The organism is Mycolicibacterium sp. TUM20985 (assembly GCF_030295745.1).
Taxonomy (GTDB): Bacteria; Actinomycetota; Actinomycetes; order Mycobacteriales; family Mycobacteriaceae; genus Mycobacterium.
This window is the reverse complement of sequence record NZ_AP027291.1, coordinates 1,895,366-1,916,496: the sequence shown is the minus strand read 5'-3', so window position 1 is coordinate 1,916,496 and position 21,131 is coordinate 1,895,366. Positions and strand designations below refer to the sequence as shown.

Genomic DNA, 21,131 nt, shown 5'->3' with positions numbered 1-21,131 from the left:
ATGAACTTTGACCTGACCGACGAGCAGGGCCTGCTGCGCGACGTCACCCGCGAACTACTCGCACGCACCTACGACGTCGACACGCGACTGAAGTTCGCCGACACCGACCTCGGCTGGAGCCGCGACGTCTGGTCGCAATTGGCCGAAACCGGAATACTCGGTCTGGGTTTCGCTCCGGAGGAGTCCGGTCAGATCGAGCTGATGGTGGTCCTCACCGAGATCGGTCGGCGGCTGGCCCTCGAACCGGTCGCCCAGGCCGCCCTCATTCCAGGCGGTCTGATCGCCGAGTACGGCGACGACGGACAACGCGACCTGCTCGACGCCGTCGCGGAGGGCCAGACGCTACTCGCCCTGGCGCATCAGGAACCCGCCGTCCGTGGCCTGTCGACGCGTGTCACGACGAGCGCTGAGCGCCAAGGTGATTCGTGGACCATCACCGGGATCAAGAACCCCGTACTCTTCGGCGACTGCGCCGACGTCCTCGTCACCAGCGCCTCGTTACCCGACGGCGGGGTTGGCCTGTTCCTCGTCGACGCCGGTGACGTCACCCGGCGCGCCTTCCGCACGTTCGACGGCCAACGCGGCGCACAGGTGACCCTCGATGCGGCGGCCGCGCAGCCGCTCGGCGCGGGTGGCGATGCGACGCTGCCGCTGCGGAACGCACTGGTCCGGTACCAGTCCGCGTTGTGCGCCGAGGCAGTCGGCGCCATGGACGAGGCCCTGCGCCTGACCACCGAATACCTCAAGAGCCGCAAGCAGTTCGGCGTGCCGCTCAGCAGTTTCCAGACGCTCACGCAGCGTGCCGCCGACATGTACGTCTCGCTCGAGTTGGCCCGCAGCATGAGCTTCTACGCCGCCATCTCGATCGCCGACGGGAACTTCGATCCCCTCATCGCCGCCCGCGCCAAGCTGCAGATCAGCCGGTCGGGTCGACACATCGCGCAGGAGGCGATCCAGCTTCACGGCGGTATCGGCGTCACTGCGGAGTATCCGGTCGGCCATTACGCCGCCCGCCTCACCGCGATCGATCAGACGCTCGGGGCAGCCGACGACCAACTGCACACGCTGATGGACGGCCTCGGCTCGTACGGGACGGTCTCGCTCTAGCGGCCCCGTCCCCCCGCCCCCCGTCCCCCCGCTCTCGCGCGAGCGTGCGCGTCTGCGGACAACACGCCGACGCAAAAGCGGAGAATGCGCACGCTCGCGCCTGTCGCTAGGAGCTGAAACGGCCCGCGAGTCGCTCCAGCGTCGAGGCCATGCCGTCGCCGTTCTTCTTGTCGAAGCCGAAGGCGGTGATCATCAACGGCACCTTGGCGGTGCTGTAATCGAAGATCTCGGTGACCTCGGTGACCGTGGTGTCCCCCGGCGTCGCCTCGGTCAGCTCCCAGCGCCAGCGGTGCCCGAGCGGGTGCTGCCACTCGATGACCTTGCCGTCCTGGAGCTCGGTGACCGTCGAGGTGATCTTGTAGGGCAGGCCGTACTGCGTCATCCCCACGGTGAACTTGTCACCCACCGCGAGGTGATGCGGCCCCTTGACCTCCACGTCACGCACCGTTCCGGAGCCGTCGAGTTCGGGGTGGCGGTGAGGATCGGCGACGAGTGCGAAGATCTCGGCCGCGGGTGCCGTCACCAGGACCCGTCGCCCGACGCGCTTTGGACCGACGTCGACCTTGGACACAGTTGCAATTGCCATGTCGGTACCCATACCCGCCGACGACGAGGGCGACACTCTTAGGTCTTGCGCGGTTGCCCGTATACCGCGACGACGACCGTGCGATCCACACTGTTCGCCGACCACACCCCGATCTCCGTGTTGGCACAGTCACGCATGATCGCCAGGTAGGCCGGATTGCCGTACCACTGGTTGATCAGCTCGACGCCGCTGATGGCGAGGGCGGGGTTGATGGCGACCGTCTCGGCGACCACTCCGCCGAAGCCTGCGCGCGCGGCGCGATCCTGAAGCGTGCTGCCGTCGGAACCGATGTCTCCGTCGAGGGTCCGGTCGTTCAGGACGTCGTCCGTGTGCCACTGTGCGGCGAGCCGCAACCGGGGGTTGACGCGAACGTCGTTGGTACATCCGGCGCGGTGCTGCACCGTGTAGAAGTTGGAGACCACCGCATTGTTTAGCCGCGCGTTGTCGGCACCGGCGGGAGGCGCGATCGCCATGCCGGTTAGCACGAGCGTAGTGCCCGCCGCCACCGTTGCGGCCACACGGAAGGCGTTGGGTTGCGAAGCCATCACGTCAACCCGTCGGCGGTATGAGCATCGATTGCCACGTCTTTCCTCCCTGAGCTCCTACGGAGAGGTCCGTCTGCGAATAGACCTTCCCGTCCGGACCGACGAAGCCGCCATTGGCCGGGTCATATTGTGCCACCGCAACTTCCGGTGCTGCCGGTCGCGCCGCGACACTCGGTGGCGATCCCGGGTCGGACTGCGGCACGGCCTGACCAGACAGCGTGGCGTTTGGGTCACCCTTCCAATTGAAGCCGTCGTTCAGCGGCACATAGCTTTCCTCGCTCTCGCACATCTTCACGGTCGGTGCCCGCTTGCCAGGCACGGCTTCGCATGGAATGTTGCGAGCACCACGGACATTCAACGGGGAGTCCTGCGGCACCCGGCAGTACAGGCTGCCGTCGACCGGTTCGGGCGCGTCCTCGAAGGTCGGGGTGCGCTGCTGCTGGACGGGCAGGAAGCCGGTGGTGCAGGCCGGAGGCAGATTGATGTTGAGATTGAAGCTCAGGTATTGCCCCTTGTAGGCCTGCTTGGTGTCGAGGTTGGCCACCAGTCCAGCCTGTCCCGCGGAGACGACCTGGGGGAACAGCACCAGTAGCTGCTCGATGTCGTTGCGGTAGGTGATGCCGACCTGACCGATGCTGACCAGGTTGGCCATCAAGACCGGCAGAGTGGGTCGCACCCGCTCGAGGAGTAGCTGAACTTCGGCGGCAGCGGGCCCGCCGTTGGTGATCAACCCCGTGACGGCCTGGTCGTGGGTCTTGAGCTGGCTGGTCACCGTCGCCACGTGAGAGGCCCACTGCCGGATGGCATCTGAGGTGTTGGCCTGAGAGTTCAAGACGGGTTGGGACTGATCGATCAGGGTGAGCAGCGGATCGAGATTCTTACGGGCGTCGATCGCCAGATCCGACGTGCCCGTCACGATGCGCGACAGCTCGGGACCGAGTCCACCCACAGCGGTGTAGGACTCGTCGACGACGGTCTTGAGGTCGTCGTGCGGGATCGCACGTAGCCCGGTATTGGCGGCGGCGAGAAGGGAGTTGATGTCCGGCGGGACGGAGGTATCGGGCAGCGCGATCACGTCGCCGCCCCGGAGCGGTCGTGCGTCACCGCGAGGCAGCAGAGCGACGTACTGCTCCCCGATCGCGGACTGGCTGTGCACCTCTGCACGCAAATTGGACGGGATCGCGATCCCCGACTTCAGTGACAGCGTCGCCTCCACACCCGTCCGCGTCAGCCGCACGGATTCGACCCGGCCCACCTCGGTACCCCGGTAGGTAACGTTTCCGCCGCTGTAGAGGCCGCCGGCCTGGTCGAGCTCCATGGTCACGGTGTAGCGACCGACGCCGAACAACTTGGCGGGCAACTTCATGAAGTGAAGTGCCATCAGGGACACCGCGGCCAGTGCGATCACGGTGAACAGCGCGAGCTGGAACTTCATCCGTCCGTTGAGTCGCATCTAACGGCCCTGGTTCGGGTTGTAGGGCACCGTAAGGGGATTGCCGGCCGTATACGGGCTCGGGAATTGACCAATCGTGCGCCCCCACTGCAATTCCAGCTCGGTCAGGTCGCCCTCCCACCGAGTGCCAGTGAAGAAACCGCTGTCGATCCGGCTCAGCGTCAGGTCGACGATGGCCGTCAGGTTCGCGTAATCGCCCCGCTGCCATTTCTCGATGGTCTCGTTGGGGAACGGGAAGGTCGGGATCAGACTGAGCGCACGAGTCATGCTCGGGCCGGCGTTGGCCAGCGATTCCAACACCGGGCCGACGTCCTTCAGCTCCTTGACCAGGTTCTCCTTGGACTGGTTGACCGTGTCGACCGTCAACGCGCTGAACTTCCCCAGCTTGTCGACGGCCTCGACGAGATTGCTCCGCTCGTCGTTGAGCACGGCCAAGGCTTGCGGAACCGTCTCCAAGGCACGGTCCAGAACGGGTTGCCGAGCGGCGAACTTACCGGCCAGAACGTCGAGTTGCTCTGCGGCGGCGATGATGTCGCCGGTCTGGTCGTCGAGGTTGGCGGTGAAGGTGTCCAACTGGCCGATCAGTCCGCGTAAGTCTTGCTCGCGACCGCGGAACGCGGTGCTGAATGCCTCCGTGATGTCCTGAACCTGGCCCAGGCCGCCACCGTTGAGCACCATCGAGAGGGCGGCCAGGGTCTGCTCCGTGCTCGGGTACGCAGCACCGTGCGACAGCGGGATGACCGATCCCTCGTGTAGCCTCCCGTGCGGCGGCTCGTCGACCGGTGGCGAGAGCTCGATGTGCAGCGAACCGAGCAGGCTGGTGAGACCGATCTTCGCCGTCGCGTTCTCTGGTACGTCGACGTCACCGTCGAGGCGCATCGTGACCAGCGCGTGCCAGTCCTGCCGCTCGATCTTGGTCACCGTGCCGACGGTGACGTCGGCGACCCGCACCCGCGAGTTCGGTTGAATGTTGTTGACGTCGGGCATCTCTGCAGTGATGACGAACGCGCCGGGACCATCGCCCCTCGTGCCGGGCATCGGGAGCGTGTTCAAGCCACGCCAATCGGCGCAACCGGCCAGCGCTGCGGTGAGAACCGCGACGGCCAGCGCGATCACGACGCGCCGACACCTCATGATCCACCGCCAGGAGGAAGCATAAGGCCGGGTAGACCCGCCGCCGGATCCGTGGCGACAGCGGCGCTGTCGGGTGTGGGCCCTTCGGCGGCCAACGGCGGGCTCGCAGAGACGTCAGTGACGGCGGGCGGGACGAAGTCGGGCGCCATCCAATCTTCGCTGTAGGTCACCTCGTTCGGTCGAGCCTGGGCTCCGACGAAGAAGTTCTCGCCGATCGGCGGGAAGTTGTACTGCCGGTTCTTTACGATCGGTGCCAGGTACTGCACGCACAGCTTCGAGGACGTCTCGGCGTTGAGCCGCGATGCCGCCTGAATGGCCCCGCAGATGAACGAGATCGGGTTGGCGAAGTTGTTCACCGCCAGCGCTCCGGTCAGGGAGCCGTTGGCGGGTTCGTAGATGTTGTAGAAGTTGCCCACCGTCGTCGGCGCGATGTGCAGCGTCTGCTTGACGTCGTCGAGACTCTCGACCAGCGCCGTGGAGATCGAGGCCAACTCGTCGGTGGCGGTGCCGATGGCGTCCCGGTTGTCGGCGGCGAAGTCCTTCACGTCATCGACGACGCCGTTGAAGTCCTCGAAGGCCTGTCCGACCTCTTGCGGGTCGTCGGCCATCAAAGACGTCACCGATGCCAGATTCTCATTGAGGGACTCCAGCACATCCGCGCTGTCGTGCAGGGCCGACACCAACGTCGACAGGTTGCGGAAGGTCGTGAAGATGTCGTCGCTGTGATCGCCCAGTAGCGAAATCGTCTGTGACAGTTTGACGATCGTGTCGCGGATGTTGGCACCCTGGCCGCGCAGGTTGTCGGCAGCGGTGTCGACGAAGCCGCCGAGCGTGCTCACCCCGCCGGGCTCGGTGGGCGCCAACAGCTTGGTCAACCTCTCGAGTTGCACGCGTACGTCGTCCCATTCGACGGGCACCGCGGTGTGATCCTGCGGTATCACCGTGCCACTCGCCATCGCGGGTCCGCCGGCATAGGCCGGCGTCAGTTGGATGGCGCGACCGGTGACCAACTGCGGCGAGAGAATCACCGCCTTGGCATCCGCGGGAACCTCATAGGCAGAGTCGATCCAGAACGTGATCTTGGCCCGCTGCGGCTGTGGCTCGATTTTCTCGACCTGCCCCACCGGCACCCCGAGGATGCGGACGTCATCGCCGGCGAATAGTCCGTTGCTGTTCTCGAAGTAGGCGACGACCCAGGTCCGCGCCTCGCGGTCCATCCCGCGCACCGTGATGGCGACCCCGCCGATCAGGGTGAGGGTCAGTGCAATCGCCAGGGCGGCCCTGGCCAGTCTGGGGCGCGTCGTCATGGCTGACCGTCCGGACCGACTTCGCCTGGGGCGGGAACGAACACGGCTGACGGAGTCGGTGCGGGCGGCACATCGGCCGGTGGTCCCGGCGGCGGCCCGCCGGGGGGCGGCGCGGGTAGCGGCTCGCGATACGGGTAGCGGGAATCACCGGGGTTGCCTGTAATCGCCTCCGGCAGAGTCACATTGGGATCTCCGCCCTGACCGGTCCGCGGGTACGGAACGGGGAGCGGCGGAGTACCCGGTTGGCCGGTTTGCGGATCGGTCCGTTGCGAGGGCAACAGCACGTTGGGATCCAGACCCAGATCGGAGAAGGCCGCGTCGACGAACGGTTGCACGAATTGGCCCGGCAGCAGGTTCGCCACGTATGCCTTGAAGAACGGCCCGGAGGACACCGACTCCCCCAGCGACATCGCGTAGGTGTTGAGGAGCTTGACGGCCTCCTGGAGGCGTCCCTTGCGATTGTCGACGATCGCCAACACGCCGTTGAGCTTGTCCAGTGCCGGGCGGAGCTGCTCCCTGTTCTCCCCGATGAACGCCTTGAGCTGTTGGGACACCGCCGAGATGCTGTCCCATAGCCGGTCCACCGCCGCGCTCTGGATGCGAAGCTGCGCGAGTAACGCGTTGGTGTCCCCGACCAGGCTCACGATCGCATCGGTGCGCTTCGCCAGCACACCGGTGACTTTCGCGGCGTTGTCCAATAGCGAACGCAATTGCGAGTCCCTGGTGTTGATCGTCTCGGCGAACCGGGCTACTCCCTGCACCGCATTGCGCAGTTCGTCAGGCGTGTCGGCGAACGTGTCCGACAAGGTGGACAGGGAACCGGATAGCTGATTGGTGTCGAGACCACTGATCGTCTTCGCGAGATCGGCGAGGGCGTCGGGCAATTGGTACGGCGACACCGTCCGGCTCAGCGGGATCGGCCCGTTGAGCGACCCACCGCCACGCGGCGTGACGTCGAGGACCTTGGTGCCGAGCAGACTCTTCGTCTTGATCGCGGCCTCCGAGTCCTCTCCCATCCGTACGCTGTCGTCGACGGTGAACGTGACGAGCACCTGCGCTCCGTCGAGGCTGATGCTCGACACCTTGCCTGCGGGGTAACCCGACACCTGGACGCCAGCACCGGTGAACAGTCCGCCCGCATCGGCGAAGTAGGCCGAATAGCTCTTGGTCTGGTTGAGAATCGGAAGCTTCTGGTAGTTCAGTGCACCCAGCACCAGCACGGCCACCAGGGCGGCGCCGATCGCCCCGATGATGAGTGGATTGCGCTCGCTGAATGACTTCACTTCGGTGTGCACCGCCCCGAGTCCTGGCCCGCCACTTTCACATACACCGGCTGACCTCCCTTGCCGTTCACCTTCAGCACGATCTCGCACAGGTAGAAGCTGAAGAAGTCGCCGTAGATCCCCTGGCGCGCGAGCGCTCGATACTTGTCCGGCAGCGTGTTCAGGATCTTGTCCAGATATTCGTGATCGGCGACCGCGATTGACGCGGCCCGGTCGGTCTCGTGAACCACCTTCGTGAGGGGTTCCCGCGACTGCGCCAGGAGGTCGGCGATCGACTCGGCGGCGGCGTCGGTATAGGCGACCGCGTTGGAGATGTCGGCCTTGCGGTCGGCGAGTCCGTGAACCAGCTCCGAAAGCGACGTCACGGCTGTGTCGAGCCGGTCACTCTGACTACCGAGAGAGCCTAGTACCACGTTGAGATTGTCGATGACCTGACCGATCAGCTGATCCCGGTTGGCCAACGTGTTGGTCACGGCCGCAGCCTGATTCAGGAATGACCCGATGTTGGGTCCCTGGCCCTGCAACGCCGCCGTCAACTGACCGCTGAGCGCATTGACCTGCTCGGGATTCAGCGCCCGGAACAGCGGTTTGAATCCACCGATCACCGAGTCCAGGTCCAGTGCCGGCGCCGTGCGGGCCACCGGAATGGTCTGGCCCGCCTGCATCGCGTGCATTCCGCCCGGCCCCTCCTCGAGCGCCAGGTACCGGCCACCGATCACGTTGTCGTAGCGGATGGCCGCGCGGGTCCCCTCGGTGATGACGAGCGTGTCGTCGGCCGAGAACTCGACCCGCAGAGTCGCATCCGGGTTGAAGGAGATCTCCTTGACCTGACCTGCCTCCACGCCCGCGACGCGCACCATGTCACCGTCCTTCAGGCCCGACACACTGGTGAACTCCGCGAAGTAACTCTTGCCGCCGTCGAATCGAAACTGGGCGAACACCGTTAACAGCAAAAACGCACCGAGTGCACACACCGTCAGGAAGACGGCGAGACGCCACGCCGCTCCCTTGAAGTCGTCCTTCATGGTGTCCGTCCTCTCTCCTGGTAGCGCTCGGCGATCACGGCGCCGGGGGTGGCGCTGCCGGTCCGGGTTCGGCAGGCGGCACACCCGGCCACAGCGGGACACCACCCGGTCCGTAGAGCGCGGCACCGAAGGGCGGCGCACCCGGATGGGGAATCGGCCCCGGTGCGGGTCCCGGTAGACACTGGCGGATCGACGGTGGCCGCGGGGTGCCCCGTGTCACCGGGAAGTAGTCGGCATAGCACGGCCTGCCGATCCCGGGGTTGGGCCGAATGTCCAGGCCGGTGCCGAAGCCGGTATCGGTGATGAGTTGCCGCACTGGAAAGTTCTTCGTCGCGTCGGGTAGCGATCCGCAGCCGGGCTGTCCGCCAGGGCCGCCCTTCGCCGCCACCCTTGGCAGGTTGTCGGGGTAACTGTACGGGTCGTTGCCCAGAAGCAATCCGACGTCGAGTTGAATCGAACGACCGTTGGCGCCGCCCCACACATCGAAGCCGCCGTTGTCGAGGAACCACGTCGAGCCCTGGAGCCAACAGGTGTAGACCGGGTTGTACTTCAGCAGCAGATCCGTGGTGGGAGCGAGGGTGTTGATCGCCCCGACGAAGTCATCCTTGCTCGCTGCCAGGAGACTCGTACCGGAGGTCGACAGGCCAATGGCGTTGAGCAACAGAGCATCCAACTGCTGCGCATGGTTTACCACGGTCGTCGCCGTCGTGCTCGTGGCATCTAGAACTTCGACGATGTCGTCGGCCGCCGCGGCGTAGGTCGCGTTGAAGTCGGCGAAGGAGCGCCAATCCTCGCGGATGGTGTCGCTTCGCGAGTTCAACGCCGCGAGAACCTGATTGAGTGCGGTGATGGCCTCGCCCATCCGCTCGCCCTTGCCGCGCACCCCTTCGGCGACCGCGGTGAGCACCGCGTTCAGCTTGGCCGGATCGACCATCTGCAGCAGATCGGCCACGTTCTCGAACACCGTGTTCACTTCGGTGCTGGTGTTCGCCGACGTCAACACCGCACCCGCCGTGAGGCTCTCGGTACTGGGCTCGGCCGGGTAGACGAGGTCGACGAACTTGCCACCAAACGCCGTCGTGGCTTGAATCCGAGCGTCGACGTTGGCGGGGATGAACTGAATTTGTCCCGGATAGATGTCCAACTGCAGCTCAGCGGTCCCGTGGCGACCGACGATGTCCCGGACCCGGCCGACCTCGACACCGCGCATCTTGACCTTGGCGTCGGTCTCCATCACCAGACCCGACCGGTCCGACTCGAGCGTCACGGGCACGTAGGACTTGCCCACTCCAGCGAAGACCCCAGCCGTGACGACCAGGAACGCGACGATCACCGCCAACAGGATCACGGTCCACCAGGCGGTGTGGATGCGTGCCTCGCCGGCTCTGGGTGGCAACACGTCAGCCCGCCAAGTTGAAGTTGCCGGACTGCCCATAGACGGCCAACGAAATCATCACGATCTCAACGGAAGCCACCACCATCGAAGTGCGCACGGCGCGACCGACGGCCTCCCCGACGCCAGCCGGTCCGCCGCTCGCCGTAAAGCCGTAGTAGGTGTGTACCAGCATGATGACGACGGTCATCGCCACGGACTGCCCGAACGACCAGATCAGGTCCGTCGGGTTCAGGAACGTGTTGAAGTAGTGGTCGTAGACTCCCGAGCCCTGCCCATAGACCACGACGGTGCCCAGCCGTGCCGCCAGGAACGCCATCATCACGGCGATGCAGTACAGCGGGATCACCACGATCACACCGGCCACCACGCGCGTCGACGCCAGGTAGGACACACTGCGGATGCCGATCACCTCGAGCGCGTCGATCTCCTCGTTGATCCGCATCGCCCCCAATTGCGCGGTGGCGCCTGCGCCGATGGTGGCCGACAGCGCCACCGAGGTGGTCCCCGGCACGATGAGTCGGACGTTGAAGAACGCCGAGGCGAAACCGGTCAGCGCTTCGAACCCCACCGACGCCAACTGGTTGTAACCCTGCACCGCCACCAAGGCGCCGGTCGTCATCGTCAGGAAGCCGACGATCGCCACCGTTCCGCCGACCACCGCGAGAGCACCGGTGCCCAAACCCATCTGGGCGATCAAGCGCAGCAGCTCGGTGCGGTAGTTGATGACGGCGTCGGGAATCGCACCGACCGTCTTGGCGTAGAACTGCGCCTGAGCGCCGATCTGGTTCCACCCTCCGACGATGTGGTTCACCGACCGCGCCAATCGCGGGTGCTGCGTGCTGGGAAGTGTCAGGCTCATCTCGACCTCTACACCGTGAACTGAATGCCGACGGCGGTCACGATGACGTTGATGGCGAACAGGACCATGAAGGTGAAGACGACGGTCTCGTTGACCGCGTTGCCGACGCCAGCAGGCCCGCCCTGCACCGAAATGCCCCTGTAGCAGGCGATCAACCCCGCAGATAGCCCGAAGAGGGTTGCCTTGGTGAGGGATACGATGACATCACCCGCGCCGGTCAACAACGTCATCCCGGTGATGAACGCACCTGCGGACACATGCTGCACGAAGACGCAGAAGAAGAACGCCCCCGCCAACCCGACGATGATCACCGTTGCCGACAACGCCAAGGCCACCGTCGTCGCTGCCAGCACACGCGGAACTACCAGCGCCTGAATCGGGTTGATACCCATCACCCGCAGCGCGTCGAGTTCATCGCGGATGGTGCGCGCTCCGAGGTCGGCGCACATCGCGGTCGCACCGGCCCCCGACACCACCAGCACCGTCACGATGGGACCGATCTGATTGACCGTGCCGATCGCTGCCCCGGTACCCGAGAAGTCCGAGGCGCCAAACTCTTTGAGCAGAATGTTGAACGTGAACACCAGCAACACCGAATACGGCATCGTCAGCATCAACGCCGGGAGCACCGAGACCCGCGCGACGAACCAGGACTGAAGCACGTATTCACGCCACGCGAACGGCGGCTTGACCATGAAGACGAAGGTGTCGAGCGACATGGCGAAGAATCCGCCCACGGCCACCAACGGCTTGGAAGCTGTCCGTACACCGGTCGTCACTACATCACTCCTGCCAGTGAGGTTGCTGGACGATCGAGGACATTGCACACGGATCGCTCCTCCCACCAGACGTGGCCGTGATCGCATTGCTCACGACGATGAAGATGACGGTTTGGACCTTGCCGATTCGGACGGAACGTACCCCTGCCGGTGGTGAACTCTGCGCCCTTAGGCCTGCTTATCTCCCCTTCGAGGTACGTAACTGTTCCCTTGGTATTAGCCGTTGGCTTGGCTCCCGCACCTGACTCGGAATTTGCTAGCCGAGCCCGACTGCTTCATGGGCCGCTCCTTGACGCGCAATGGTCGACGTCGACGAGAGTACGCCGACGGCCTGATCTATGTCCATAGCCGATACGGGTTGATTTTGCGCAATCCTGCTCCCGCCCGCACGCCAGCGGCTATTCTCAGCTCATCATGTATTTCACGACTACCTGGATGTGGCTGGTTGCCGGATTGTTCGGGACTTCAGGACCGGGCTGAAACAGGTGTGCGGCGCGCGGCCACCCAGGGCGGCGCCCAGGGATGGTTCTGGCAGGATTCGTCGGAGGGTTCGGAGCGGGCCGGAGGGGAGGTGACGTCGGTGGCGGAGACCGTCGTACCGCGCGTCCGACGCCGGCCGAAAGACCGCAAGGACCAGATCCTCGAACAGGCCGTTCGGTTGTTCATCGACCGCGGCTTCCATTCGGTGACGCTCGAAGAGATCGCCGAGGCGGCCGGCGTCACCGCGCGTGCGCTGTACCGCCACTACGACAACAAACAGGCACTGCTGGCGGCGGCGATCCTCGCCGGACAGAACGAGTACCAGAACGCCACCCGGCCCAGGAACCACGAAACGGACTCGCCAACACCGCCGCTCAGTGTCGAGCTACCCAATTTGATCGCCGCGGCCATCGCCACACGGTCGTTGACGGTGTTGTGGCAGCGCGAAGCCCGCTACCTCGACGACGGCGAGCGCGCCGACGTCCGACGTCGCATCAATGCGATCGTCGCGGGCATGGACGACGCCGTCTGTCTGGAGATACCGGACCTAAGTCCCCAGCACTCCGAACTGCGGGCCTGGGCGGTGTCCAGCACGGTCACCAGCTTGGGACTGCACAACCTGAGCCTGCCGGGCGAGGAGCTGAATGCCCTTCTCTACCAAGCATGTATGGCAGCCGCCCGCACGCCGCCAGTGCGCGAGCTGAACGCCGACGATCGACTGCCCATTGGTGACTCTTCGCCGTACTCCCGACGGGAGACTCTGCTGGCCACCGGTGCGCACCTGTTCCGCGCCAGGGGTTACCCCGCGGTCAGCACCAGTGACATCGGCAAGGGAGCCGGGATAGCCGGCCCGGGACTGTATCGCTCGTTCGCCTCCAAACAGGCGATCCTCGACGCGCTCATCCGGCGCCTCGATGAATGGCGGAGCCTGGAGTGCATCCGCGTCCTGCGCGCAAGTCTAGGACCGTCGGAACGGCTCCGCGCTTTCGTCGAGGGCCACGTCCGCATCAGTCTGGACGACCCCGATCTCGTCGCCGTGTCGATCACCGAACTGTCGCACGCCTCTGCGGATGTCAGCGAAGCATTTGCCAGGAACCGGGCCGATCGGGAAGCCGAGTGGCTCAACCTGATCCGGGAGCTCGTCCCGCGGACGACGGTCGCCGAGGCGCGACTGCTCGTCGCGGCGGCGACCAGCTTCATCGAGGACGTCGCCCGGACCTGGCACCTGACCCGCAACGTCGGGGTGGCCGAGGAGATCACCGCCATCGCGCTGTCGATTCTGACTAGCCGATCGCCGGCGGGCGAACCGTCCTGACGCCATCGTCACCAAATCGCGCAACTGGTCCCGCCGTCGGCGAACTGGGCGGTGCCGGTCACCATCGACGCGTCATCGGACAGTAGGAACGCCACCACACCCGCCATCTCGTCCGGACTGGCCATCCGGCCCTGAAGACGATCGACCATCGTGGCCGCACCCCCGTCGCCGAGCACTTCGTCGAATGCCGCCATTGCGGTCTGCTGCATTGGTGTATCCACGAAGGCCGGTAGCAGCGCATTGGATCGCACGTTGACAGAACGGAATTCGGCGGCGGTGATCCGGCTTAGATGGATGATCCCCGCCTTCGACATACCGTAGGCGGCGCTGCCCGCTGCCGCGATGTGCCCCGCCAACGACGACATGTTCACGACGGCGCCGCCGCCGCGCTCCACCATCCGGGGTACGGCGTGCTTGGTGCACAGCCAGGCACCGCGCAGGTTGACGCGCAACACCCGGTCGAAATCCTCCACCGTCGTGTCGGCAATCGAGGCGAAGTGCACGATGCCCGCATTCGACACCAGTTTGTCGAGTCCACCGAACTCGGCGACACAGGCCGCCACCATGCCGATTACCTGCCCTTCGTCGCTGACGTCTACCGTGTGGCCGACCGCGCCACCACCGATCTTCGCCGCCGCGGCTTCGGCCGCGGCACCGTCGATGTCCGCGCACAGCACGCGGCAGCCCTCGCCGGCGAGTCGCTGCGCCACCGCCAGGCCGATCCCCGCGCCGACTCCGGTAACGATCGCGGCCTTGCCGGCTAGGTCTTCATGCGTCATCAGGTCATGCCCCTTCTGCGGCCATGGCGGGAAGACCTCGATACCCGTTGTGCCATTTCGTGTCTCGAATGTCCCCGAACATCACCAGACCAAGCGCAGGGGCGTCCTCGGACAGCTTGATCGTGTACAGCCCGAGATCGCGGAGAATCCATTCCACCGTCTCCGCCACGAGGTCTGCCGCGGGTGCTTCACCTTCGAATAGTCCGCAGCCGCGTGCCGGTCCCTGCGGGCGCAGGTAGATGACCACACCGCCGCCGTGAGCCGCCATCGACGCCAGCGCACCATCGAGGTCGCCGCCACATCGACACGCGGTCGAGCCGAATACGTCCCCGGTGAGGCACTCGACGTGGACATGCAGTTGCAACGGCTGGTCGACGCCCACCGCCCCGACGACGATCGCCAAGTGCTCGCGGTCGTCGGACACACCGCGAAAGCCGACGATGAGGGAGTCACCGCTGCGGGTCGGCAGAATCGTCTCGGCTACCCGAGTGACCTGCGGTTCGGTGCGCCGCCGGTACGCCGCAAGGTCCGCGGTCGAAACGTGGGCAAGTCCATGCTCATCGGCGAACTCGGCCGACTCGGCGCGACCGGCCATCTCGGTGGGGTGATCGCGGGATACGATGTCGCACAACGCCCCTGCCCTCCCCCGACCAGCGAGCCGGGCCAGGTCGAACGCAGCCTCGGCCGGTCCCGGGTGAGCGAGCACTCCCCCGAGTTCGGCCATCACGGGGAGTACGTGGCCCGGTCGGTGAAAATCCGAGGCGTCGGATTGCGGTGCGGACAGCGCCGCGATCGTTCGGGCCCGGTCAGTCGCCGAGATCCCGGTACCGGTGCCTCGCCAGTCCACGGTCACCCGTTGCGCGGCGGCGTCGGAGCCCGCTGCCGGCCGCAGGCACATTGCCGGAAGGTTCAGGCGCTCGCATTCGCTGACGGGCAACGCGATACGGACCAGGCCCGAGGTGTGCCGGACGGTGAAGGCAAGCAGTCTCGGCGTGGCCGCGTCGGCCGCGAAGACCAGATAGCCCTGCCCGGCACCGTCGGTACCAGCGGTGACCACGACGGGCCGGCCCGCCGCCACCGCGGCGACCGCGCGGCGCACCCGGACGTCGGTGGTCCGCACTAACCGAGCCCGGCCAGGAAGTCGAGCAACAGGCGGTTGGTTTCCTTGGGCTCTTCCTGCTGTATCCAATGCCCGACGTCGGCCACCATGTGGGTGCCGCGATAGTTGGGCATCACCTCGTGAGCGCGAGCCGCAGCCTCGGCGCCCCATGTGGTGCCGACGTCGTATTGACCGCCGATGAACATTGCCGGCGGCGTCAATGGCTTACCTGCCTGATCCGCGAGGTCGTGCCAGTCGGCATCGATGTTGTGATAGAGACTCAACGGGCCGCCGAAGCCGGAACGCTCGAATTCCCCTGCGTAGAAGTCGAGATCGGCAACGGTGAACCAGTCGGGCATCCGCTCGGGATAGACGAACGCATCCTTGAGTCGTGCGCCGGCGTCCATGCACAGCGGGCCGGCCCGGATCACGTCGATCGGATCCATGGCTGCCAGGTCGACGCCCGCCGCAGCGGCTTCCCGGGTTGCGGCGATCATGTTGTCCCCGGAGACGGTGTAGGTCAGCCCGAGCAGCCAGCGGCGCACGTCCTCCTCCGCTTCGGCGATGATCCCGTCCTGCTCGGAGAAATAGGTTTGGTACCAGACCTTGCCGGGCCCGGCAAGCGCGTGATGGTAGTCATTGGGACGGTGCTCGCCGAACGGACTGCCCGGCAGTGCGATCACACCGCGGCCGGCGAAGGGACAGCTGATCCCGACGACACCGGTGCAGCGCTCCGGATGCAACCAGGCAAACGTCCAGGCCACCGGGGCGCCCCAGTCATGACCGATCACCACGGCCTCGTCGGCACCGTAGGCATCCAGCACACCGCAGATGTCATCGACCAATTCACCGATGCGATAAGCGGATTGGACTCGAAACTTCGACGACCGTCCATATCCGCGCTGATCGATGGCTACCACGCGATGGCCCGCCGCGGCGAGCACCGGAATCTGGTGGCGCCAGGAATACCAGGATTCCGGGAAACCGTGGATCAGAACCACCAGCGGGCCTTCACCCTCCTCCACGGCATGGATGCGCGTGCCCCGGCAGTTCAGGTTTCGATGAAGCTGGGTCATCTTCGCCTCTCTCCGTTCGGTGTTCACCGAACACTCAGTGCGTGAACATCTCCGTGTGGGTGGCCGCCTGGATGATCTCGGAGCGGGTCGACACTTCCTGCGGCGGCCCGGAACGGTTCGCGTAGTTGCGGGCTATGAGGGTCTGCTGACCCGACAGTCGTGTCCGCGCCCACTTGCCGATCACCCGGCCGGCGACTCTGGGCGTCATCAGCGCCGATGGCGGCTTCACCAGATGGACGACGGCCAAGAATTGGCGATAGGCATCTAGGTCGTCGTGTACGAGTTCCAACAAGCGGTCCATGTACCAGGTCAGAACGCCGAAGTAGAACGGACGCTTCTTGCCGACGTCCTTGATCCACGGAAAGCGCAGATTTTGTTCGCGAATGACGAACCAGGCGGTGTCGGCCAACTTCGAGATCGCCCGGTAGTAGCGCCGGGGCAGGTCGGGATGGCCCGGCCCATACTTTGCCAGCGACAGTTGCAATTCACGGACTCCTTTGAGCGCCAACGTCATTCCCAACCCGGATACTGGATCAGCGCTGGTGAAGGAGTCACCGACCGCCACCAGCCCGCGAGGCAGGTTGCGCTTCTTCTCATAGTGCAGCCGCAGCATGTTCGGATAGCGGAAGTTGTAGATCGGCGAGGCGGCTTCGAGCCCGTCGATGTTCTCACCGATCACCGGTGAGGGCATCAGGTCGGCGAACTCTCGGAATTCCCTTTCGGTTCTCGGCGGTGAGTAGCAGTTGTAGGCCACCAGTGAGGTGGACAGCAGGGTGCGCGAACTGTCGACGTAGTACTGCGCGGCGTAGGTGTCCTCATAGGGGCGGTACGCGTAGCAGATCACCATCACCTTGTCCTGCCATTGGCGATCCGGCGGTACCCGGTGTTGCATGGTCGAGTAGAAGCAGTTGATGATGTCCTGCTCCTGCTCCGGGGCGCCGATGCCGATGCGGTCCAGGAACTCCGGCACCCGGGTGTTCTTGCCGGAGGCGTCGACGACGAATTCGGCGGCCACGATCTCCAACGCCGGCTCGGCCGGGCCGGCGTCCGGATTCGCCAGAGCCACGCCGATCACCGCGTTGCCGTCGCGGTCGTAGACCAGGTCGACCACCTCGGACTCGTAGCGGAAGCTGATGCGCGGGTCGCCGTCGAGTCGGCGCCGGATACACCATTCGAGCAGCGGACGCCCCGCGCACACGATCTGAATGTCACTGGTGCCCGGTTTCTTCCAGGCTCCGCCCAACCGGATGCGGTACTGCGCGGCCATGTCGACCTTGAACGCACCCTCGCGGACCATGTCGTCGACGATGCCAGGAAGGAACCGTTCCAACTCGAGCTGACCCGCGGTGAGCAGGTGGTGCAGATGCCAGCCCTGCGCGGCACCCGGGCGGCCCTCCCGGCGCGTGTGCGGACCGTCCTTCTCCAGGACGATGACGTGATCGAAGGCCCCGGTGAGCATCTTGGCCGCGGTGATGCCGGCAATGCTGCCGCCGATGACCACCGCCGTGCCCCGACCGCGTTCGCGTAGTCGCGGAAGGTCCAGGTCGGCGTAGTCCAGAAAGGGCGGGATGCACCGCCGGGCCGCACCACTTGACACGAACTTCTCGTAGTACAGACCGGCCCGCTGGGCGTCATGGTCGTCCAGCCAGCTCCGGGTGGCTTCGATCATCGCACTCGGGCCGCAGAGGTAGAGGTCGGCGTCACCGCCGTTGAGGATGTCGTCATCGAGCAGATCGGTCACGAATCCGACTGGCCCATCCCAGTTCTCATCAGCCCGAGCAACGATCGTTCGCACTTGCAGGCCGGGCACCCGACGTGTCAGCGACTCCAACTCGTCGAGTTTGCAGAGCTCTTCGACGGCCGTGACCCCGTAGAGCAGATGGACCGGGAGCCCGGAGGTCCCGCCGTCGGCATTGGCCGCCAACTCCTCCGCCATCGCCAAGATGGCCGACAGGCCCGTGCCGCCGGCGACCAAGACCACCGGCCGCACGACCTGACGAAGGTGGAAGCTGCCCTTGCTCCCACGCACCGCGATCCGATCCCCTGGCTTGGCCCGGTCCCGCAGATAGTCCGACATCACGCCTTCTGGCAGCAACCGGATGATGAACTCGACTTCGCTGCGACCGTCGGCCGGATGGGCATAGGAGTAGTTGCGCCACGACGTGGTGGCGGGCACCTTCAACTGGGCGAACTGGCCCGCCTGGTACACCAGAGCGTCGGCCATCGACGACACGTCGACGCGCAGGAGCACGGTGCTGGCCGAGACGTGCTCGACGGACGCCACCACACCGGTCCCGGTAACAAGCCGCGCCGCGTTGTCGTCGGCCGGGTACTGCAGTTCGATCAGACAATCGGATTCGGTGAAGGTCTGACAGGTCAGAACCTTTCGCTCGTCGCGCTCGACGTCGGAGAGGCCTTCGGTGCGCCCCATCTCGTAGTCGCCCAGCGCACAGGTGGCAACGCACGTTCCACAGATCCCGCTCTGGCATTCATTGACGATCGCGACACCGTGCTCTTCGGCCGCCTCGAGAATGGTCTGATCGGACGTGACCGGCATCTGCCTGTGCGTCCCGTCCGAGTAGCGGACGGTGACCTGATGAACAACCACGACGTTCCCTTCCCAGGACGGTCGATCGGTTAGACGAGCGCGATTCCGGCGGGCTTCTTGGCGAGACGGGCATTCAGCTGGGGCATGACTTCCTCCGCGAGCAGCCGCATCGATTCCTTCCACGGGCCCGGGTTGTCGCTGTAGTCGAAGCCCAGTGTCAGGAGATGTCCGAAACCACCGACCTGGTCGTAGGTGGCTTCCAGTTTGTCGATGACGGTGTCCACCGATCCGACGACGAAGGTGTTCTCGGCCAGGTACTCCGGCGTGACATCGGCGTCGGGGACGTCCGAATCGTGCTTGTAGAACTTGGTCATGCCGAACATCTTGAAGGTGGGCAGCACGTACTCGCGCATGTTGCGCCCCATCATGCCGTCGACGGCGAGGCGGAAGGCCTGCTCGTCGGTCTCGGCGACGAAGACCTCGCGGACCAGCCGCCAGTCGCGCCGGTCAGGTGTGCGGCCGCTACGGGCGGCACCTTCCAGCACTGCATCCCAATGCGTGGCAACGTATTCGGCGTTGAGATCGAGGCTCATCGGGAGATAGCCCCGTTCACCGGCCAGCTTGAGGGTCTCCGATCCTGCGCTGAATCCCGTGACACCGATGGGCGGGTGCGGTTTCTGAAAAGGCTTGATGTGGCGCCGCATCAGCCCGTCGAACATCGGGGCGATTCCGTTGGCATTCCAGTACTTGCCGCGATGTTCCCACGGCTCGTCCTCGGTCCAGATCTTCAGCATGATCTCCAACGCTTCGCGGGTCATGTCGCGATGCTCGCCGTTCTTTCCGTCCACGTCGAACAGCGCCCAGTCGCCGGGGATGCCACTGGCTCCGACACCGAGCATGAACCGGCCCTGAGCGAGATGGTCGAAATACGCCACCCGATGGGCGAGCTCGACCGGGTGGTGGTACGGCAGCAGGTGCGCTCCGGGGGCCAGCTTGATGTTGGTGGTGCGCAACAGTGCTTGCGCCAGCAGTAGATCCGGCGCACAGATGGGTTCCCACGGCACGGTGAAGTGCTCGCCTACCCACGCCTCCACATAGCCCAGCTGGTCGGCCAGCTCGATGATGTCGAGGTCCCACTGGGTCGCGTCGTACAAGCTTCGCTCCGGCGGATGCGCCGGCATCAGGAACAACCCGATCTCCATCTTCAACACTCCTCGGTGGTGGTGGGCACCAGCGGCGAAACCGTCGCCAGGAAGGCGACCGCGACGGTATCCGCTGGCCGTCAATTAGTAATGTACAACACAGTACTAGCAAGATACATAGTTCAAACACAAGTTGCATTTTACTCGATACATCGCCTGCTCTAATGGTCCTTCCGTGCGTATCGTCTATGGACATAATGGTCTGGAGCCGCGTAGCTTCGCAGGTGTAGCCGAGTGAGAAGGGAGCATCCTGTGCAGGATTTCGACTACATCGGGTACGAGCGCGTGGACGACGGCCGAATCGCCGTCATCACCCTCGATCGCCCCAAGCAGCACAATGCGCAGAACCGGGGGCTACTGGTCGAGCTGGACGCGGCATTCGAACGCGCCGAGACCGACGACACCGTGCGGGTGGTGATCCTGCGGGCAGAGGGCCCGTCATTCTCGGCCGGACACGACCTGGGCTCCTTCGACGACGTGCGAGAACGCACGGCCGGGCCGGGCCAGCACCCCACCTACGGCTGCAACGGCGCCACGTACGGCGGTGTCGAATCGCGGTACCGCCAGGAGTGGCACTACTTCTTCGAGAACACCAAGCGGTGGCGCAATCTGCGCAAGGTCACCATCGCCGAGGTGCACGGGAAGGTGCTCTCGGCGGGCCTGATGCTGGCCTGGTGCTGTGATCTGATCGTCGCCGGCGAGGACGCCATCTTCGCCGACGTCGTCGGCACCCGACTCGGCATGTGCGGCGTGGAATACTTCGGCCACCCCTGGGAGTTCGGCCCGCGCAAGGCCAAGGAACTCCTCTTCACCGGCGACTCCCTAGGTGCCGACGAAGCACACGTCCTCGGCATGGTTAGCAAGGTCTTCCCCAACGATGAATTATCCTCGAGCACAATTGAATTCGCCCGGCGGGTGGCAAAGTTGCCGACAATGGCGGCACTCCTCATCAAGGATTCGGTCAACAAGAGCGTCGACGCCATGGGGTTCGCGACCGCATTGGACAGCTGCTTCTCCCTGCACCAGCTCAACCATGCGTACTGGAGTGAGGTGACCGGCGGCGAATTGTGCTACGGGACCGTCGAGAACGGGCTCGAGGATTGGCGGATCTCGCCCGAGATCCGGCCGGCCGCGAAGCGGCATCCATAGGCGGGCCGG

Annotated in this window: 18 protein-coding genes; 3 read left to right on the top strand and 15 right to left on the bottom strand. The window is 65.3% G+C overall.

Annotation, left to right across the window (positions count from 1 at the left end):
- A complete protein-coding gene (locus QUE68_RS09415; RefSeq protein WP_286275488.1) occupies positions 1 to 1,107 on the top strand; it encodes an acyl-CoA dehydrogenase family protein in 1,107 nt (368 codons plus the stop codon).
- Positions 1,108 to 1,213: 106 nt separating this feature from the next.
- Here QUE68_RS09415 and QUE68_RS09410 read toward each other — a convergent pair whose 3' ends face one another.
- The 10 genes from QUE68_RS09410 to QUE68_RS09365 all read right to left on the bottom strand — a co-directional run bounded on the left by QUE68_RS09410 (position 1,214) and on the right by QUE68_RS09365 (position 11,414).
- On the bottom strand, positions 1,214 to 1,693 hold the full coding sequence (locus tag QUE68_RS09410; RefSeq protein WP_286275487.1) for an SRPBCC family protein: 480 nt from the start codon (positions 1,691 to 1,693) through the stop codon (positions 1,214 to 1,216).
- Positions 1,694 to 1,731: 38 nt separating this feature from the next.
- Positions 1,732 to 2,166: a CAP domain-containing protein gene (locus QUE68_RS09405; RefSeq protein WP_286275784.1), complete on the bottom strand. Its 435-nt coding sequence runs from the start codon at positions 2,164 to 2,166 to the stop codon at positions 1,732 to 1,734.
- A 76-nt stretch (positions 2,167 to 2,242) separates the two neighbouring features.
- The gene (locus tag QUE68_RS09400) at positions 2,243 to 3,691 is read right to left on the bottom strand and encodes an MCE family protein (protein WP_286275485.1); all 1,449 of its coding nucleotides are present in this window, start codon (positions 3,689 to 3,691) and stop codon (positions 2,243 to 2,245) included.
- A complete protein-coding gene (locus QUE68_RS09395; protein ID WP_286275484.1) occupies positions 3,692 to 4,825 on the bottom strand; it encodes a virulence factor Mce family protein in 1,134 nt (377 codons plus the stop codon).
- Positions 4,822 to 6,132, bottom strand: coding sequence for an MCE family protein (locus QUE68_RS09390; RefSeq protein ID WP_286275483.1), 1,311 nt, complete (start codon positions 6,130 to 6,132; stop codon positions 4,822 to 4,824). Before QUE68_RS09390 ends, QUE68_RS09395 begins: the two co-directional genes overlap by 4 nt.
- Positions 6,129 to 7,427, bottom strand: a complete 1,299-nt coding sequence (locus QUE68_RS09385) for an MCE family protein (RefSeq protein ID WP_286275482.1) — start codon at positions 7,425 to 7,427, stop codon at positions 6,129 to 6,131. The genes QUE68_RS09390 and QUE68_RS09385 overlap by 4 nt, the downstream gene beginning before the upstream one ends.
- Positions 7,412 to 8,440 (bottom strand): MCE family protein, encoded by a 1,029-nt coding sequence (locus QUE68_RS09380; RefSeq protein ID WP_286275481.1) that lies wholly within the window; start codon positions 8,438 to 8,440, stop codon positions 7,412 to 7,414. Before QUE68_RS09380 ends, QUE68_RS09385 begins: the two co-directional genes overlap by 16 nt.
- 34 nt (positions 8,441 to 8,474) lie before the next feature.
- Positions 8,475 to 9,836: an MCE family protein gene (locus QUE68_RS09375; RefSeq protein WP_286275782.1), complete on the bottom strand. Its 1,362-nt coding sequence runs from the start codon at positions 9,834 to 9,836 to the stop codon at positions 8,475 to 8,477.
- A 4-nt stretch (positions 9,837 to 9,840) separates the two neighbouring features.
- On the bottom strand, positions 9,841 to 10,695 hold the full coding sequence (locus QUE68_RS09370) for an ABC transporter permease (protein ID WP_286275480.1): 855 nt from the start codon (positions 10,693 to 10,695) through the stop codon (positions 9,841 to 9,843).
- 8 nt (positions 10,696 to 10,703) lie between these two features.
- Complete coding sequence (locus QUE68_RS09365) at positions 10,704 to 11,414, bottom strand: MlaE family ABC transporter permease (RefSeq protein ID WP_286275780.1); 711 nt, start codon at positions 11,412 to 11,414, stop codon at positions 10,704 to 10,706.
- 640 nt (positions 11,415 to 12,054) lie between these two features.
- On the opposite strand from QUE68_RS09365, the gene QUE68_RS09360 reads away from it, so the two are divergent.
- Positions 12,055 to 13,269, top strand: a complete 1,215-nt coding sequence (locus QUE68_RS09360; RefSeq protein WP_286275778.1) for a TetR/AcrR family transcriptional regulator — start codon at positions 12,055 to 12,057, stop codon at positions 13,267 to 13,269.
- 8 nt (positions 13,270 to 13,277) lie between these two features.
- On the opposite strand, the gene QUE68_RS09355 is transcribed toward QUE68_RS09360, so the two are convergent.
- Genes QUE68_RS09355 through QUE68_RS09335 form a run of 5 tightly spaced genes read right to left on the bottom strand, consistent with a single transcriptional unit; the run spans position 13,278 to position 19,973 of the window.
- On the bottom strand, positions 13,278 to 14,048 hold the full coding sequence (locus tag QUE68_RS09355; RefSeq protein WP_286275479.1) for an SDR family oxidoreductase: 771 nt from the start codon (positions 14,046 to 14,048) through the stop codon (positions 13,278 to 13,280).
- A 4-nt stretch (positions 14,049 to 14,052) separates the two neighbouring features.
- On the bottom strand, positions 14,053 to 15,168 hold the full coding sequence (locus QUE68_RS09350; protein WP_286275478.1) for a 3,4-dihydroxy-2-butanone-4-phosphate synthase: 1,116 nt from the start codon (positions 15,166 to 15,168) through the stop codon (positions 14,053 to 14,055).
- A complete protein-coding gene (locus QUE68_RS09345) occupies positions 15,168 to 16,223 on the bottom strand; it encodes an alpha/beta fold hydrolase (protein ID WP_286275477.1) in 1,056 nt (351 codons plus the stop codon). Before QUE68_RS09345 ends, QUE68_RS09350 begins: the two co-directional genes overlap by 1 nt.
- Positions 16,224 to 16,257: 34 nt before the next feature.
- Positions 16,258 to 18,831, bottom strand: a complete 2,574-nt coding sequence (locus QUE68_RS09340) for an FAD-binding oxidoreductase (protein ID WP_286275476.1) — start codon at positions 18,829 to 18,831, stop codon at positions 16,258 to 16,260.
- Between the two features lie 29 nt (positions 18,832 to 18,860).
- Positions 18,861 to 19,973 (bottom strand): LLM class flavin-dependent oxidoreductase, encoded by a 1,113-nt coding sequence (locus tag QUE68_RS09335; protein WP_284225717.1) that lies wholly within the window; start codon positions 19,971 to 19,973, stop codon positions 18,861 to 18,863.
- A 234-nt stretch (positions 19,974 to 20,207) separates the two neighbouring features.
- Here QUE68_RS09335 and QUE68_RS09330 point away from each other — a divergent pair, with 234 nt between their 5' ends.
- Positions 20,208 to 21,122, top strand: a complete 915-nt coding sequence (locus tag QUE68_RS09330) for an enoyl-CoA hydratase (RefSeq protein WP_286275475.1) — start codon at positions 20,208 to 20,210, stop codon at positions 21,120 to 21,122.
- Positions 21,123 to 21,131: the final 9 nt, after the last annotated feature.

What these genes read in the sequence shown, in the direction of transcription:
- QUE68_RS09415 (WP_286275488.1), top strand. Translation starts at nt 1, where the DNA reads ATGAACTTTGACCTGACCGACGAGCAGGGCCTGCTGCGCGACGTCACC.
- QUE68_RS09410 (WP_286275487.1), bottom strand. Translation starts at nt 1,693, where the DNA reads ATGGCAATTGCAACTGTGTCCAAGGTCGACGTCGGTCCAAAGCGCGTC.
- QUE68_RS09405 (WP_286275784.1), bottom strand. Translation starts at nt 2,166, where the DNA reads ATGGCGATCGCGCCTCCCGCCGGTGCCGACAACGCGCGGCTAAACAAT.
- QUE68_RS09400 (WP_286275485.1), bottom strand. Translation starts at nt 3,691, where the DNA reads ATGCGACTCAACGGACGGATGAAGTTCCAGCTCGCGCTGTTCACCGTG.
- QUE68_RS09395 (WP_286275484.1), bottom strand. Translation starts at nt 4,825, where the DNA reads ATGAGGTGTCGGCGCGTCGTGATCGCGCTGGCCGTCGCGGTTCTCACC.
- QUE68_RS09390 (WP_286275483.1), bottom strand. Translation starts at nt 6,132, where the DNA reads ATGACGACGCGCCCCAGACTGGCCAGGGCCGCCCTGGCGATTGCACTG.
- QUE68_RS09380 (WP_286275481.1), bottom strand. Translation starts at nt 8,440, where the DNA reads ATGAAGGACGACTTCAAGGGAGCGGCGTGGCGTCTCGCCGTCTTCCTG.
- QUE68_RS09370 (WP_286275480.1), bottom strand. Translation starts at nt 10,695, where the DNA reads ATGAGCCTGACACTTCCCAGCACGCAGCACCCGCGATTGGCGCGGTCG.
- QUE68_RS09365 (WP_286275780.1), bottom strand. Translation starts at nt 11,414, where the DNA reads ATGTCGCTCGACACCTTCGTCTTCATGGTCAAGCCGCCGTTCGCGTGG.
- QUE68_RS09355 (WP_286275479.1), bottom strand. Translation starts at nt 14,048, where the DNA reads ATGACGCATGAAGACCTAGCCGGCAAGGCCGCGATCGTTACCGGAGTC.
- QUE68_RS09345 (WP_286275477.1), bottom strand. Translation starts at nt 16,223, where the DNA reads ATGACCCAGCTTCATCGAAACCTGAACTGCCGGGGCACGCGCATCCAT.
- QUE68_RS09335 (WP_284225717.1), bottom strand. Translation starts at nt 19,973, where the DNA reads ATGGAGATCGGGTTGTTCCTGATGCCGGCGCATCCGCCGGAGCGAAGC.